At 54.8% G+C, this 15356-nt stretch carries 16 protein-coding genes, 1 pseudogene and 1 other annotated feature; of the genes and pseudogenes, 4 read left to right on the top strand and 13 right to left on the bottom strand.

Translation table 11 applies throughout. From position 1 onward, the window contains the following. Positions 1-37 precede the first annotated feature (37 nt). Together APU02_RS22540 and APU02_RS25950 are read right to left on the bottom strand one after the other, a co-directional pair. Positions 38-781: a YciC family protein gene (locus APU02_RS22540; RefSeq protein WP_042283485.1), complete on the bottom strand. Its 744-nt coding sequence runs from the start codon at positions 779-781 to the stop codon at positions 38-40. Positions 782-809: 28 nt separating this feature from the next. Then, positions 810-887, bottom strand: a pseudogene (locus tag APU02_RS25950) (YkgJ family cysteine cluster protein); the annotation flags it as partial. Positions 888-1121: 234 nt separating this feature from the next. Here APU02_RS25950 and ompW point away from each other — a divergent pair. After that, on the top strand, positions 1122-1760 hold the full coding sequence (gene ompW, locus APU02_RS22535; protein WP_060571305.1) for an outer membrane protein OmpW: 639 nt from the start codon (positions 1122-1124) through the stop codon (positions 1758-1760). 73 nt (positions 1761-1833) lie between these two features. Here ompW and APU02_RS22530 read toward each other — a convergent pair whose 3' ends face one another. From APU02_RS22530 to trpE, 9 genes are all read right to left on the bottom strand, one after another. Further along, the gene (locus APU02_RS22530) at positions 1834-2712 is read right to left on the bottom strand and encodes a manganese catalase family protein (RefSeq protein ID WP_042283479.1); all 879 of its coding nucleotides are present in this window, start codon (positions 2710-2712) and stop codon (positions 1834-1836) included. A 19-nt stretch (positions 2713-2731) separates the two neighbouring features. Beyond that, complete coding sequence (locus APU02_RS22525) at positions 2732-3238, bottom strand: ferritin-like domain-containing protein (RefSeq protein WP_060571304.1); 507 nt, start codon at positions 3236-3238, stop codon at positions 2732-2734. Positions 3239-3298: 60 nt separating this feature from the next. Continuing rightward, entirely contained in the window at positions 3299-3799 is a 501-nt protein-coding gene (locus APU02_RS22520) for a ferritin-like domain-containing protein (RefSeq protein ID WP_042283474.1), read from the bottom strand. An 83-nt stretch (positions 3800-3882) separates the two neighbouring features. Then, positions 3883-4065 (bottom strand): general stress protein, encoded by a 183-nt coding sequence (locus tag APU02_RS22515; protein ID WP_042283472.1) that lies wholly within the window; start codon positions 4063-4065, stop codon positions 3883-3885. Between the two features lie 568 nt (positions 4066-4633). Further along, the gene (trpA, locus tag APU02_RS22510; protein ID WP_042283468.1) at positions 4634-5440 is read right to left on the bottom strand and encodes a tryptophan synthase subunit alpha; all 807 of its coding nucleotides are present in this window, start codon (positions 5438-5440) and stop codon (positions 4634-4636) included. Further along, positions 5440-6633 carry a tryptophan synthase subunit beta gene (gene trpB, locus APU02_RS22505; protein ID WP_060571303.1) on the bottom strand — a complete coding sequence of 398 codons (1194 nt, stop codon included), beginning with the start codon at positions 6631-6633 and terminating at the stop codon, positions 5440-5442. Before trpB ends, trpA begins: the two co-directional genes overlap by 1 nt. A gap of 10 nt (positions 6634-6643) precedes the next feature. Further along, positions 6644-8005 carry a bifunctional indole-3-glycerol-phosphate synthase TrpC/phosphoribosylanthranilate isomerase TrpF gene (gene trpCF / locus APU02_RS22500; protein WP_233470875.1) on the bottom strand — a complete coding sequence of 454 codons (1362 nt, stop codon included), beginning with the start codon at positions 8003-8005 and terminating at the stop codon, positions 6644-6646. Beyond that, complete coding sequence (gene trpD / locus APU02_RS22495) at positions 8006-9601, bottom strand: bifunctional anthranilate synthase glutamate amidotransferase component TrpG/anthranilate phosphoribosyltransferase TrpD (RefSeq protein WP_060571302.1); 1596 nt, start codon at positions 9599-9601, stop codon at positions 8006-8008. Continuing rightward, entirely contained in the window at positions 9601-11163 is a 1563-nt protein-coding gene (gene trpE / locus APU02_RS22490; RefSeq protein ID WP_060571301.1) for an anthranilate synthase component I, read from the bottom strand. Before trpE ends, trpD begins: the two co-directional genes overlap by 1 nt. Before the next feature lie 23 nt (positions 11164-11186). Continuing rightward, positions 11187-11281, bottom strand: a sequence feature (Trp leader region). Between the two features lie 159 nt (positions 11282-11440). On the opposite strand from trpE, the gene rnm reads away from it, so the two are divergent. From rnm to rluB, 3 genes are all read left to right on the top strand, one after another. Continuing rightward, positions 11441-12322: an RNase AM gene (gene rnm, locus APU02_RS22485; RefSeq protein WP_060571300.1), complete on the top strand. Its 882-nt coding sequence runs from the start codon at positions 11441-11443 to the stop codon at positions 12320-12322. Beyond that, complete coding sequence (locus APU02_RS22480; protein WP_042283457.1) at positions 12319-12939, top strand: L-threonylcarbamoyladenylate synthase; 621 nt, start codon at positions 12319-12321, stop codon at positions 12937-12939. The genes rnm and APU02_RS22480 overlap by 4 nt, the downstream gene beginning before the upstream one ends. Before the next feature lie 100 nt (positions 12940-13039). Continuing rightward, positions 13040-13915 carry a 23S rRNA pseudouridine(2605) synthase RluB gene (gene rluB, locus APU02_RS22475; protein WP_060571299.1) on the top strand — a complete coding sequence of 292 codons (876 nt, stop codon included), beginning with the start codon at positions 13040-13042 and terminating at the stop codon, positions 13913-13915. 51 nt (positions 13916-13966) lie between these two features. Here the strand turns inward: rluB and cobO are convergent, their stop codons facing one another. Continuing rightward, a complete protein-coding gene (cobO, locus tag APU02_RS22470) occupies positions 13967-14557 on the bottom strand; it encodes a cob(I)yrinic acid a,c-diamide adenosyltransferase (protein WP_060571298.1) in 591 nt (196 codons plus the stop codon). Beyond that, positions 14554-15315: a YciK family oxidoreductase gene (locus APU02_RS22465; protein ID WP_060571297.1), complete on the bottom strand. Its 762-nt coding sequence runs from the start codon at positions 15313-15315 to the stop codon at positions 14554-14556. Before APU02_RS22465 ends, cobO begins: the two co-directional genes overlap by 4 nt. Positions 15316-15356 lie beyond the last annotated feature (41 nt).

Here is a 15356-nt window from a genome sequence, read left to right as displayed (position 1 = left end):
AAAGCGTCGGGCGAAAAGGCCTGCGACGCGTAAGGGGTTATTGGCGAATCAACATATACAAACGGAACAGGTAGATGAGCAATACGGCAGAGATCAAATTGCTCAACGTATTTGCGATCACCGCGCCAACGTTCGGGTCAAAGGCGGCAAAGCTCGATGCGAACAGTAACAGCAGCGTTTTTGCCAACAGCCAACCGATGACGGCCGGGGCCACCAGTCGCATGTTCGCCCACGCCAGACGCATGCTGTTACGCATGGCCTCAAATATGCCCATCTTATCCTGCACCAGCATCACCGGGGCCAGAGCCAATACGATGGCCAGCAGAATGCCGGGCACCACAATCAGCATAATCCCCAGTTGCACCAGCAGCGTGGTCAGCAAAATCAGAATGAACAGCTTTGGCAGCACCGGCGCACTGGCGCCAATAGCACGCAGCGCGCTCACGCGGTGGCCTGCGGAAATGAGCTGGATCATTAACAACACGCCACCGGCGAGGACGGCATTACCGATAAGGCCGGAGAACGTGGACGCCGCCGACGCACGCAGGAGGATCTGCTGCTGCTCTGGCGTCATATTTTGCACCAGCTCGAACAAGCCAGCGCTCCCGGCCAGATGATCCCCTTCACTCAACTGCGCGATTTGCGCATCGCTGGGTGAGAAGGCATGCCCTAATACCACCGTGATAAACGCGCACAGCAGCGAGATCAGCAGGATGGTTAAAAATTGATTACGGAAAAAATTCCCGGTGTCACGGTATACGGACTTCGCCGTGATAGACATGCACTCTCCTTGAGTTTTGCAGGTGTTATTAAGCGGGCAATTGTACCCTGGATAAAGGCGCAGTGGCAGCATCAACGGTTGTATGGAAAAGCATATCTTTGTAAAGCAGGAAGCAATACACAGGCGCTGGCTTTGACGATTGCTCAAAAGATATTCACTTTATGAAAATATTTCAAATTTGATCTGAATGACAATAACCAGGATTTTGAATGCTACTTCTAAATTAATCTGGATCAATAAATGTTAAATTACACGACGTAATGTGATCCAGGTTAGATCACTTATTACTCCAATGTGGGTATATTCGTCACGCAGTTATAACCATAACGATGGAGCGGATATGAAAAAGTTAACAGTGGCGGCGTTGGCAGTAAGTACACTTCTCTCTGGCGGCGTCTATGCGCATGAAGCTGGCGAGTTTTTTATTCGGGCAGGCTCGGCGACGGTTCGTCCGACAGAAGGCGCAGACGGCACATTAGGCCATCTGGGCGGTTTTAACGTCAGTAACAATACCCAACTCGGCCTGACCTTTACCTACATGGCAACCGATAACATTGGTATTGAACTGCTTGGCGCGACGCCGTTCCGCCATAAAGTCGGAACCAAAGCAACCGGCGATATCGCGACCGTGCACCATTTACCGCCAACACTGATGGCGCAATGGTATTTTGGCGATTCCAGCAGCAAGCTGCGTCCTTATGTCGGGGTAGGCGTAAACTACACAACCTTCTTTGATAATGACGTCAATGAAAATGGGAAAAATACCGGGGTTTCCGATCTTAGCCTGAAAGACTCCTGGGGCGCGGCGGGGCAGGTTGGGATGGATTATCTCATCAACCGTGACTGGCTAATTAACATGTCCGTCTGGTATATGGACATCGATACTACCGCAGACTATAAGCTCGCCGGTGTCAAACAGCATGATGACATTCGTCTCGACCCGTGGGTATTTATGTTCTCCGCCGGTTATCGTTTCTGATGCCATAAAAAAAGACCCCGTATTTACGGGGTCAATAAGGACATGACACACACGGAATTATTTCTTCACGCTATTACTGCTTTTCCTGCGGCTCGCCTTGACCGAGTTCTGCACCGGTGAGCGGGTCAGCCGACGGATCGGACTTGGTTCTTTCCGCCATCGCTTTTAACAGCGTTTGCTGCTGTTTCGTCAGTTTGACGGTAGCCAGACCGTCACCGCCGTCAACGGCTGGCATCGGTTCGGCAACATATTCAAAGTTCTCGTCACTGTTCCAGCTACCGCGCGGATCGTCGCCCTGAGACATGTTGTAGTACACGTTGGTGTACTGCTCGACAGGCGGCAATTTACCCGGCGGGAAGTTATTGCGAATTGAGTACAGCGCCTTTTCAAACGACAACTGGTGCGCAGCTTCACGGGTCATCAGAAACGCCAGCGCGTCTTTAACGCCGGGATCGTCTGTGACGTTAATCAGCCGCTCGTAAATAATTTTTGCCCGTGCTTCAGCGGCGATGTTGGATCGCAGATCGGCGGTCACTTCGCCGATTGTGTCGATATAAGCCGCTGTCCACGGCACGCCTGCGGAGTTGGTCAGGGCAGGGCCGCCGCCATAAAGCAGGGAAGTAATGTGGCTATCGTTGCCGTTAGCGGTAAGGGAACGATACAGCTCGGCTTCGTTTTCCGTACCTTCAGCCAGCGCGCCCTTTGCGCCTTTATTCAGCATGCCTACCAGCGAACCGATGATTTCCAGATGGCTCAGTTCTTCGGTCGCTATGTCCATCAGCATTTCTTTGCGTCCTGCATCATCATCACCCAGACCCTGGGTAAAGTAACGACATGCAGCAGCCAGTTCGCCCTGAGGGCCGCCAAATTGCTCCAGCAAAAGATTTGCTAAACCAGGATTAGGCTCACTGACTCGCACCGTATATTGAAGTTGTTTAACGTGCCGAAACATTCTGCCTCCTGATAATAATTTATTTTTTCGCTTCTACGCCGTCTGCTTCAGAGCGCAGCAGGAATTGTTCTGTTGTGTCAGGAATATGTTTAATCAGCCAGTCAGCCATTTGTTTTTCCTCATTAAGGATGGATTCAATGGCAGGAATAGACGCGGTATCGCCTGCTTTTTGCGCAGCTGCGAGCAGGGAGGTATAGCAGGCAATTTCGAATTGCTCAAAAACGTAGCCGCTAATTGACCCTTTCACGATCTCGTCGGAAGGGAACATTCCGCCGATAGACTGACCAAGCGCGGCCATTTTACTCATTGAATCTTTGATAACCGAGCGGGAAATATTATTGCGGTCGAGAATACCTTCCAGAACCGTAATTTGATGCTTGGTTTCGCTAATATGTTGTTCAATTCTTGCACGCAAGTCAGGGTAATTATCGATGCGGCTCGCCATTGATTCGAGCATCGATTCGGCTTGTTTTTCCATAGCATGGGCGTCACGAAGCCAGTCATGATAATGTTCAATCGCATTCATTGGTTATGTCCTCAGAAAATAATTAAAAGCAGTGTGGGTTAAAAACAGGAAATAAAATTATCAGGATTTATTTCCAGCTTTTTTATTCACATTACCAATTGCTAAATCGGTAAGTTTTAAATCAGTGGCTTTTTCTTCTTCCAGCGTTTCTTTAAGCAGTTTGACCGCTTTGGTATAGCCCAGTTGTTCGGCAAGCGTTACCAGAGTGCCGTAGCTTGCAATTTCGTAGTGTTCAACTTTTTGCGCAGCAGCAATCAGGGCGGCGTCACGCACTTCGTTTTTCTCAGTGCTTTCAATGACCTCATTCGCTTCTTCAATCAGGCCTTCCATCGCCACGCACTTCATGCGCTTCACTTTAATACCGGCTTCAGATTCAACGACCTGATCGATACGCTCAATCTGACCCTGCGTTTCTTCAAGGTGAGCCTGAAACGCCTGGATTAATTTTTCGTTAGAGGCGGCTCTGGATAATTTCGACAGAGCACGAGTCAATTGTTTTTCTGCGCTGTAGGTGTCTGAAAGTAGATGGATAAAAACGTCTTCAACAGTCTTCATATTCATTGGTATTCTCCTGAGATTAATACTGCGAGCCCGAAGACTCGCAGCATGCTTCGAGAAATCATGTTGTTGTGGAAACAATTAAATCATGATTTGTCGGATTTATTTCCGCCGTGGCTATTCTGGCCACCTTTTTTACCTGCTTCAGAAGCACGTTGCGGGTCATTTTTAAAATTCCCGCCGCTATGCTGACCGCCTTTGCGGCCTGCTTCTGATGCTTTTTCACGATCTTCGGCGAAATTTCCTGAACCACCACGATGTTCGGCCATGTTATTTCTCCTGTTTCGTTAATATATATAAATGTTAATTTGTGACCGTTGTCGTCACCCTTCTAAAATTAGTCGCTATCAGCAGATAGTCAAATTTAAGCGGCTGTTCTGGTTGCGGTGAAAATAATTTTGCTGCGATATTAATTATTTAATAGTAGCCCGTTAAAAATGAGTGGCTTAGCGACATATCGTTAACCTTTCAACTAATAACTTACGTTACCATAATGTGTGGTTATGTTAATGATAAACGTAATGCTGACATTAACTTACGTTAACTGCGGCTAACTGACGTTTAAGCGTTGACTGGGCTCAGGGCTTTAGGATTATTCCTGGCAAACTGTGAGTGTTCAAAATCCATGAAGGAAAATTTTCTATTGTTGCAGATTTTTTGAGGGTGCAGGTCGTATAAACGCGGCTGCAGGCAGCAGACGGGAGGCGTAACCAACCAAAAAACCCTGCTATTACAGCAGACTGAAGGAAAAGTTATGGAAACCTGTTCATGGCTTGAGTGCGTTGACATCACGCAACGGAGCAGGCCGCCAGCATGAATCTGGCGGCGTGCGATGTGTTAACGGCGGGTGGCCGCTTTCATATCGCTGACGAAGGTTTTTAGTTCGCTGAGCATTTGCTCAGGAGTGTCGATATTTTTCTCGATGATTTTTACAATCGCTGAACCCGATATCGCACCTGCCGCACCGGCGTCAATGGCGGCGGATACTTGTTCCGGCGCCGAGATACCGAAACCTTGCAGGGAAGGCGCAGCGTGATATTCCTTCAGCTTTTCTACCAGATGGTGCAATGGCAGCGCCGCCCGGTTCTCGGCCCCGGTCACCCCTGCGCGAGACACCAGGTAAGTGTAGGCGCGACCGTAGGAGGCAATCTGGCGCAGCAGGTCATCGTCCGCATTGGGCGGGCAGATGAAAATTGGCGCGACATTGTGGCGTAGCGCAGCCTGACGGAAGGGGGCGGATTCTTCCACCGGCACATCGGCAACCAGTACCGAATCCACGCCGACCTTTTCACACTGCGCGTAAAATTCATCAATGCCCTTACTGAATACCAGATTCGCGTACATCAGCAGACCAATCGGGATCGTTGGATGCTTAGCGCGAATGGCCGCCAGCATCTCAAAACACTGGCCTGGCGTAACGCCTGCGGCAAAAGCGCGCAGGGTTGCGCTCTGAATAGTCGGGCCATCGGCTAACGGATCGGAGAAAGGGATCCCCAGCTCCAGCGCGTCAGCGCCAGCCTCTATCAGGGTATCGATAATGCTGAGCGACTGTTCCACGCCGGGGTCGCCGAGAGTCACGAAGGGGACAAAGGCGCCTTCCTTGCGATCGTTCAGTTGTGCAAACAGCGTTTCGTAGCGTTCCATCAGATTTCCCCTCGCGCTTTCAGAATATCGTGTACCGTAAAGATGTCTTTGTCGCCGCGTCCGGAGAGGTTTACTACCAACAGTTGCTCTTTCTCCGGGTTCTCGCGCATCATTTTCAGCGCATGGGCCAATGCGTGGGAGGATTCCAGCGCCGGGATAATCCCTTCATGACGGCACAGCGTTTTGAACGCATCCAGCGCTTCGTCGTCGGTAATCGACACATAATCGGCACGCCCGGTGCTGTTCAGATAAGCGTGCTGCGGCCCCACCGACGGGAAATCCAGACCCGCGGAAATTGAGTAAGACTCTTCGATCTGACCCTCTTCAGTCTGCATCATTGGCGCTTTCATACCGAAGTAAATCCCGACGCGGCCATGCTTAAGCGGGGCGCCATGTTCGCCTGTTTCTATTCCGTGACCGCCTGGTTCAACGCCAATCAACCCGACGCTGGTTTCATTAATAAAGTCAGCAAACATCCCGATAGCGTTGGAACCGCCACCGACGCAGGCAATAACGGCGTCCGGAAAACGTCCTTCTTTTTCAAGGATTTGCGCTTTGGTTTCTTCGCCGATCATGCGCTGGAATTCGCGTACAATGGTCGGGAAAGGATGCGGGCCTGCCGCAGTGCCGAGCATATAGTGGGCGGATTCGTAGCTGCCAGACCAGTCGCGCAGCGCCTCATTACAGGCATCTTTCAGCGTCGCGGAACCGCTGTGAACGGGAATGACCTCTGCACCCATCAGACGCATACGAAACACGTTGGGCGACTGGCGCTCAACGTCCTTCGCGCCCATGTAGATACGGCATTTCAGGCCGAGCAACGCGCTGGCCAGCGCCGACGCAACGCCATGCTGTCCGGCGCCGGTTTCCGCGATGATCTCGGTTTTGCCCATTCGCTTTGCCAGTAGCGCCTGGCCTAATACCTGGTTGGTTTTATGCGCGCCGCCGTGCAGCAAATCCTCGCGCTTCAGATACAGCGTGGTGCGGGTGCCCGCCGTAATGTTCTGGCACTTCGTCAGCGCGGTGGGACGACCCGCATAGTTTTTCAGCAGGTCGGTAAACTGGGCCTGAAACGCCGGGTCTTTCTGCGCGCTGACGAACGCCTCTTCCAGTTGGCGCAGCGCGGGCATCAGTATCTGCGGTACGTACATGCCGCCAAATTCACCAAAATAGGGATTAAGTAATGTTGTCATGTCCTTTTCCTTAATATGCGCGCAGTGTCGAAAATACCGATGCCAGAAGGCGTGCATCTTTAATGCCCGGCTGTGACTCTACACCTGAATTGAAATCAAGACCGGCGCAGCCGGCTTTCGCGGCCTCGACGCAGTTATCTGCGCCAAGCCCACCTGCTAAAAGAACGTTATCCAGCGCCTGTCCCTGCAATAGCGACCAGTCGAAACGCTGGCCGCTGCCGCCCTGGCCGTTATCCAGCACGTATTTGTCGACAGACCGATAATCCCGCGCCGGGAGCGTTTCGCCAACGCTCAGCGCCTTCCAGATCTGCACCTGTGCAGGCAGCGCGGCGCGTAGCGCATCAACGTAAGCCTGGTCTTCGCCGCCATGCAACTGGACGGCAGCGAGCATCAGTCGACTCGCTTTGTCGCAAACGTCGGCGATTTCAGCGTTGCGGAACACGCCCACATACTGCAACGGCGCGGCGGCTTTCACCTGCTGTGCCTGTTCGTCAGTGACGAAGCGGGGGGAGGTAGGAACGAAAATCAGTCCGCCGTAGATCGCGCCCGACTCATAAGCCGTTTTCGCATCTTCCGGGCGCGTCAGCCCGCAGACTTTATTTTCCCCCAGCAGGACGCGACGCACAGCGGCGTTGAGATCGTCATATGCCATTAACGCAGAGCCAATCAGAAAACCGTTAGCAAAGTGGCTGAGCTCGCGGACCTGACCGTAGGTGTTGATACCCGATTCGCTGATGACCGTCACGCCGTGACCCAGTTTCGGCGCAAGCTGGCGGGTACGGTTTAAATCAATCGACAGATCGCGCAGATCGCGGTTATTAATGCCGACCACTTTCGCCCCGAGCGCAATGGCGCGCTCCAGCTCTTCTTCGTTGCTCACTTCCGTCAGCACCCCCATTTTCAGGCTGTGGGCGACGGCGGCAAGCTGGCGATACTGTTCATCATCGAGTACCGACAGCATCAGCAGGCAGGCGTCGGCCTGATAGTGGCGCGCAAGGTAGATCTGGTACGGATCGATGATAAAGTCTTTGCACAGAATCGGCTGCGGCGCGACCTGGCTGACGAGCGGCAGGAAATCGAAGCTGCCCTGGAAATATTTCTCGTCAGTGAGGACGGAAATCGCCGACGCATAGTGCTTGTACACATCGGCAATGCGCGCCGGATCAAAATCGTCGCGGATCACGCCCTTCGACGGAGAGGCCTTTTTACATTCCAGAATAAAGGCTGTGCGCGCCCCCTGTAACGCGTCGTAGAAATGACGCGTGCTCGGCTGGACATCCTGTTGGAATGTCTCCAGCGGCTGTTGTTGTTTGCGGGCTTCTACCCAAATCGCCTTGTCTGCGACGATTTTCGCTAAAACGGTTTGCATCATTTACCCTCTTGCCGCCAGTGCGGTGACTCGGTCATAAGCGGAACCACTGCGCAGAACGTTCAGTACAGTTTGCGCATTAGCTTTCAGATCTTCTTCACCATGCAGTCGCATCAGCATCGCGACATTTGCGGCGACAGCAGCCTCGTGTGCGGCTTCGCCTTTACCTTGTAGCAAGCGTGTCAGAATGTCACGGTTTTCTTCCGGCGTTCCCCCCGCCAGCTGTTCCTGATGGTACGGCGTCAGGCCGAAGTCTTCCGCGGTGAGCTGATAACTTTTGATTTCGCCGTCATGGAGTTCCGCCACAATCGTCGGCGCATGCAGGGACACTTCGTCCATGCCGCCGCTGTGCACCACCGCCGCGCGCTGATAACCCAACACGCGCAGCGTTTCGGCGATCGGCAGCACCAGTTCCGCGCTGTAGACGCCGATCAGCGCCAGGGGCGGATGCGCCGGGTTAATCAGCGGGCCGAGCACGTTAAACAGCGTACGGGTTTTCAACTGCTGGCGTACCGGCATTGCATGGCGGAAACCGGTGTGGTATTTCGGCGCGAACAGAAAGCAGACGCCGAGCTCGTCCAGCGCCTGGCGCGATTTGTCGGCATTCATGTCGAGGTTGATGCCGAAGGCGGCCAGCAGATCCGACGACCCGGATTTACTGGATACGCTGCGGTTGCCGTGTTTAGCGACTTTCAGGCCACATGCCGCCGCGACAAACGCGCTGGCCGTAGAAATATTAATGCTGTTGCTACCGTCGCCGCCGGTCCCCACGATATCCGCGAACGGATAGTTCGGGCGCGGGAACGGGGCGGCGTTTTCCAGCAGGGCTGTGGCCGCGCCAGCAATCTCCAGCGGATGTTCGCCGCGAATTTTCATACTGACCAGCGCCGCCGCCAGCTGTTCTGGTTTCAGCTCACCGCGGACGACCGCAGAGAAAAGCTGATGGCTTTCCTGCTGGCTCAGGGTTTGCGCCTGATACAGTTTTTCCAGAACAGGCTGCAGCGTATTGGTTGGCTCCAGCTTCTGTTGCGCCCAGGCCAGCGTTTGTTCGAGCAGCAACGCGCCCTGGGTGGTGAGGATCGACTCCGGGTGGAACTGAAAACCGCAGACCCGGTCAGCATCGTGACGGACCGCCATCACCATGCCGTTAAAATGCGCGTTAATGGTCAGCCCCGCCGGGACATTACTGCCCACCAGCGAATGGTAGCGCGCCACTGGCAGAGGGTTGCTCAGACCGGCAAACATTGCCTGCCCGTCGTGCTCAATGCTCGACGCTTTACCGTGAAGAATCTCACCGGCCTGACCGACATAGCCGCCGTAGGCTTCCACAATCGCCTGATGCCCAAGGCAGATGCCAATGATCGGCAGTTTACCGCGCAGACGCGTCAGCAGTTCTGGCATGCAGCCCGCTTCGCTCGGCGCGCCCGGCCCCGGAGAGAGCATCAGCACCGGATTTTTCATGGTGGCGAGGCGGTCAATCAGGGTCTGAGCCGGGATATGGTTACGGTAAATCACTACGTTATGGCCGTTGGTACGCAGCTGATCTGCCAGGTTATAGGTAAATGAATCAATGTTATCGAGCAGCAGAATATCAGCCATCAGAACGTCTCCTGTGCGTGATGCGCGGTCGCGATGGCACGCAGAACCGCGCGCGCTTTATTACGGGTTTCATCGGCTTCAGACTGCGGAACCGAATCCAGCACGATGCCGGCACCCGCCTGCACGGTGGCGATCCCGTCTTCAACCAGGGCCGAACGAATCACGATGCAGGTATCCAGATCGCCGTGAGCGGTAAAATAGCCTACGGCGCCGCCGTAGCTGCCGCGACGCTGTCCCTCGGCGTCGGCAATCAGCTGCATGGCCCGTACCTTCGGCGCGCCGCTCAGGGTGCCCATATTCATACAGGCACGATAGGCATGCAGCACGTCGAGATCGCGGCGTAGCTCGCCGACGACGCGGGAAACCAGGTGCATCACGTATGAATAGCGATCGACTTTAGTCAGGTCGGCAACATAGCGGCTGCCCGGCGTACAAATGCGAGCGAGGTCATTACGCGCCAGATCCACCAGCATCAGGTGTTCGGAAAGCTCTTTATGATCGGTGCGCATTTCAAGCTCAATACGGCTGTCGAGGTCGCGGTCCAGCGAACCGTCAGCGCGACGGCCACGCGGACGTGTACCGGCAATCGGGTAAATTTCAATCTGACGACTGGTAGCGTCATATTTCAGTGAGCTTTCAGGTGAGGCGCCAAACAGGGTGAAATCATTGTCCTGCATAAAGAACATATACGGGCTGGGGTTGCTTTTCTTCAGCACGTAGTAGGCTGCCAGCGGCGACGGGCAGGGCAGCGAAAAACGACGGGAGGGCACGACCTGGAAAATTTCGCCAGCGCGAATGGCTTTTTGCATCGTGCGCACCACGGCGCCAAATTCTTCATCGCTCTGATTACACTCGCAGCGCATTTGCGCCACGGAGACCACCGGTAACGGCGGCGCGGGTTCGTTGAGCTGCTGGCTCAGATGCGCCAGACGCGCGTTAAGCCGCTGCCTTTCGTTGTCATCGCAGGTGAACAGGCTGGCCTGAATGCGGGTGCTCTTTTTCTGATGGTCGATCACCATCAATGTTTCCGCCAGATAGAAGCAGTAGTCCGGGCAGCGGTTATTTGCCTCAAGCTGCGGTAAATCTTCAAACCCCGCGACCAGATCGTAAGCAAAGAGGCCGCCGAAGAACATGGCTTCGCGTTCTTCTGCCGGAACGGTCACCAGCGTCTGCAGAATGCGAAACGCGTCAAAGACCGACAGTGAGCACAGCCTGGCGTCTTCATCGAGTAAGGGACTGACGGAAGGGAAGCGAAGCAGGCGGCCATCCGGCAGCGGGGCATTCTCCACGCCTGCGGGCAGGGCGGTATCCATCAGGTTCAGCAACGCGGCGCCGTTCGCGGATAACGCCTGTAACGTGACAGTGTCACCCATTGCGGTGATGCGTAGCGCGCTGTCAACCAGTAGCAGGCTTTTTAAATCGTTTTTGCTGTCAATATCGGCGGACTCCAGCAGCAGCGTCGCTGGCCGGTTGCCGCAAACCTGATGAAACAACGCCGTGGGGTTCTCGCGGTACGCGGCGTCGCAGGTAATCAGCTCAAGTGTAGGTTTTGATGTCTGCATTGTTGTTCTCATTAATTTTGCTCAAAAAAAAGCCCGCTTGCAGGCGGGCCGGGTATCTGGGTGCGGTTAGTATGCACAAGTACACTGCCCGAAGTCAGGAAGTGCGCCACCAACCGTGAAGAATGAAGCATGCTTGCATTGTGATACCCTTTTCTAAGTGAACTTTCGTACTAGTTAACTAGTTCGATGGCATATTGTCAATACCTGATTTCAGTTAATTTGCTGAAACCGTTATGATGCGCAGGCAAGTCCATTTATATGAAGACGGGAGTTCGCCTTGAGCGACACGAATTACGCAGTGATTTACGATCTGCACAGCCATACCACGGCGTCCGACGGACGATTGACGCCGGAAGAATTAGTCCACCGGGCTGTCGAGATGCGCGTTGGCACGCTGGCGATTACCGACCATGACACCACAGCCGCGATCCCGGCGGCAAGCGAAGAAATTTCACGATCAGCCCTGCCGCTGACCCTGATCCCCGGCGTTGAGATCTCCACGCTGTGGGAGAATCATGAGATCCATATTGTTGGCCTGAATATTGACATCGCCCACCCGGCGATGCGCGCGTTTCTGGCGGAACAAACCGAACGCCGTCAGCAGCGGGCAAAGCGCATTGCCGAGCGTCTGGAGAAAGCCCACATTCCCGGCGCATGGGAAGGGGCGCTGCGCCTTGCTGACGGTGGCGCGGTGACACGGGGGCATTTTGCCCGCTTCCTCGTGGAGTGCGGCAAAGCGACGACCATGGCCGATGTCTTCAAAAAGTATCTTGCGCGAGGGAAAACCGGATACGTTCCGCCGCAGTGGTGTACAATAGAACAAGCTATTGATGTCATTCATCATTCCGGCGGTAAGGCGGTGCTGGCTCATCCGGGGCGGTATAACCTTAGCGCCAAGTGGCTGAAAAGACTGGTGGCGCATTTTGCTGACCATCGCGGCGACGCGATGGAGGTTGCGCAGTGTCAGCAGTCTCCCAACGAGCGAACGCAACTGGCCACCCTTGCCCGTCAGCATCAGCTATGGGCATCGCAAGGGTCTGATTTTCATCAGCCGTGCCCGTGGATAGAGCTGGGACGTAAGCTCTGGTTGCCGGCTGGCGTGGAAGGCGTCTGGCAGTTGTGGGAACAGCCACAGAACACCACAGTGAGGGAAGTATGAGTCAGTTTTTTTATATCCATCCTGATAACCCGCAGCAGCGCCTGATTAACCAGGCCGTTGAAATTGTCCGCAAAGGCGGGGTGATTGTTTATCCTACCGACTCCGGCTACGCGCTTGGTTGTAAAATTGAAGACAAAGGGGCGATGGAGCGCATTTGCCGAATTCGCCAGCTGCCGGACGGCCATAACTTTACTCTGATGTGTCGCGACCTGTCGGAATTGTCGACCTATTCGTTTGTCGATAACGTGGCGTTTCGCCTGATCAAGAACAACACACCGGGGAATTACACCTTTATTCTGAAAGGAACGAAAGAGGTGCCGCGGCGCCTGCTGCAGGAAAAACGCAAAACCATCGGTTTGCGCGTGCCGTCAAACCCCATCGCACTTGAGCTGCTGGAGGCGCTCGGCGAGCCGATGCTCTCTACCTCGTTGATGCTGCCTGGCAGCGAATTTACCGAGTCCGATCCGGAAGAGATCAAAGACCGCCTCGAAAAACAGGTGGACCTGATTATTCACGGCGGTTATCTGGGACAGCAGCCGACCACGGTGATTGATTTAACCGACGATGCGCCCGTGGTGTTGCGTGAAGGGGTTGGAGACGTTAAACCTTTCTTATAAGGTCGCAACTCTGTATACTACGCGGCCTTTAAATGGCGCTTAACGGCGCCGTTAATTCTCCTGTTCGACGCCTGTGAAGGCGACACCTGAAGGAAGCTCTATGAGCGAAAAGTTACAAAAAGTGCTGGCGCGCGCCGGCCACGGCTCTCGCCGTGAAATCGAATCCATTATCGAAGCAGGCCGCGTGAGTGTTGACGGCAAGATCGCGACGCTTGGCGATCGCGTTGACGTCACCCCGGGTTTGAAGATCCGTATCGATGGGCACCTGATTTCGGTAAAAGAGTCCGCGGAACAAATCTGCCGTGTGCTGGCTTACTACAAGCCGGAAGGCGAACTCTGTACCCGCAACGATCCGGAAGGGCGTCCGACCGTGTTCGACCGTTTACCCAAGCTGCGCGGCGCGCGCTGGATTGCGGTAGGACGACTGGACGTGAACACCTGCGGTTTGCTGCTGTTTACGACTGACGGTGAACTGGCGAACCGTTTGATGCACCCGAGCCGTGAAGTCGAGCGTGAATATGCGGTCCGCGTCTTTGGCCAGATCGATGACGCGAAAATTCGCGATCTCAGCCGCGGCGTTCAGTTGGAAGACGGTCCGGCAGCGTTCAAAACCATCAAGTTCAGCGGGGGCGAAGGCATTAACCAGTGGTATAACGTCACCCTGACTGAAGGACGCAACCGTGAAGTGCGCCGCCTGTGGGAAGCGGTGGGTGTGCAGGTAAGCCGTCTTATCCGCGTACGCTACGGCGATATTCCGCTGCCAAAAGGCCTGCCGCGTGGCGGCTGGACCGAGCTGGATCTGGCGCAAACAAACTATCTGCGTGAGCTGGTAGAACTGCCGCCGGAAACCGCTTCAAAAGTGGCGGTAGAAAAAGACCGTCGTCGCATGAAGGCCAATCAGATTCGTCGTGCGGTGAAGCGTCATAGCCAAATGAGCGGCGGTCGTCGTTCAGGTGGACGGAACAATAACGGCTGATTGCCTGTCGCTATGCCGGAGGGCGTCTACGTCGCCTTCCGGTTCCATTACCTAGTAATCAATACCCATCTGAGCTTTGACGCCCGCCTCGAAGGCATGCTTCACCGGACGGAGTTCGCTGACGGTATCGGCCAGTTCGAGAATATCCCGATGACAGCCGCGTCCGGTAATGATCACCGTCTGCTGATGGGGTCGGTCATTCAGCGCCGTAATCACCTCATCCAGTGGTAGATAATCATAGGCCACCATATAGGTCAGCTCGTCGAGAACCACCATATCCAGCGTAGGGTCCGCCAGCATTCGCTTACCGTGTTCCCATACCGCCAGACAGGCGGCGGTATCTGATTCGCGGTTTTGCGTTTCCCAGGTAAACCCGGTCGCCATCACCTGAAACTCGACGCCATGAGGTTCAAGCAGGTTACGTTCGCCGTTCGGCCAGGTGCCTTTGATAAACTGTACAACGCCCACCTTTTTACCATGCCCGACGGCGCGGGTTGCCGTACCGAACGCGGCGGTGGTTTTCCCCTTACCATTACCGGTAAACACGATAATAATGCCGCGCTCTTCCTGCGCCTGGGCGACGCGGGCGTCAACTTTGTCTTTTACCCGCTGCTGGCGCTGCTGATAGCGTTCTTCACTCATTGCGCGATTCCTGGTTTACGGCCCGGTTGGGCGTCGAAGGTCATGCCGGTTTTACGACGGCTGTCGTCGCCCATCAGCCACAAATACAGCGGCATAATGTCGGCGGGAGTTTTGAGTTTTTGCGGATCTTCCGTCGGGAAAGCGCTGGCGCGCATGCCGGTGCGGGTACCGCCAGGATTGATGCAGTTAACGCGCAGGGAACGGTTTTGATATTCATCAGCCAGCACCTGCATCATCCCTTCGGTGGCGAATTTGGACGTGGCATAGGCCCCCCAGTTCGCTCGTCCCTGGCGACCCACGCTGGAAGAGGTGAAAACCAGCGATCCGGAATCCGACTTGAGTAATAAAGGAAGCAACGCCTGGGTGAGCATAAACGTCGCGTTGACATTGACCTGCATAACCTGCTGCCAGACCTGTGGGTCCTGTTCGCTCATGGGACAGATGTCTCCCAACAATCCCGCGTTATGCAGCACACCATCCAGTCGCGGATACTGTCCGGCAATGCGCTGTGCAAGCTGGTGACAGTCTGCGGCGGTACAGGTTAACAGATCGAGCGTGAACCACTGCGGCTGGCTGCCCGTTTCAGTGGCAATCAGGCCTGCGACGTGGCGTAATTTCTCCTCATTGCGGCCAAGCAGGATAACGCTTGCGCCGAAACGGGCGTAGGTCAGGGCGGCTTCACGGCCAATACCATCGCTGGCCCCGGTGACCAGAATAATGCGGCCCTGAAGAAGATCGTGTTTGGGTTGATAATGCATGGCTACTCCTCGGCGACATGCGTGGCCGCTCTGCTTCTCGT

It is taken from the genome of Citrobacter sp. 50677481 (genome assembly GCF_001463265.1).
Classification (GTDB): Bacteria; Pseudomonadota; Gammaproteobacteria; order Enterobacterales; family Enterobacteriaceae; genus Citrobacter_A; species Citrobacter_A sedlakii.
This window is presented reverse-complemented; position numbering and strand designations above follow the sequence as displayed.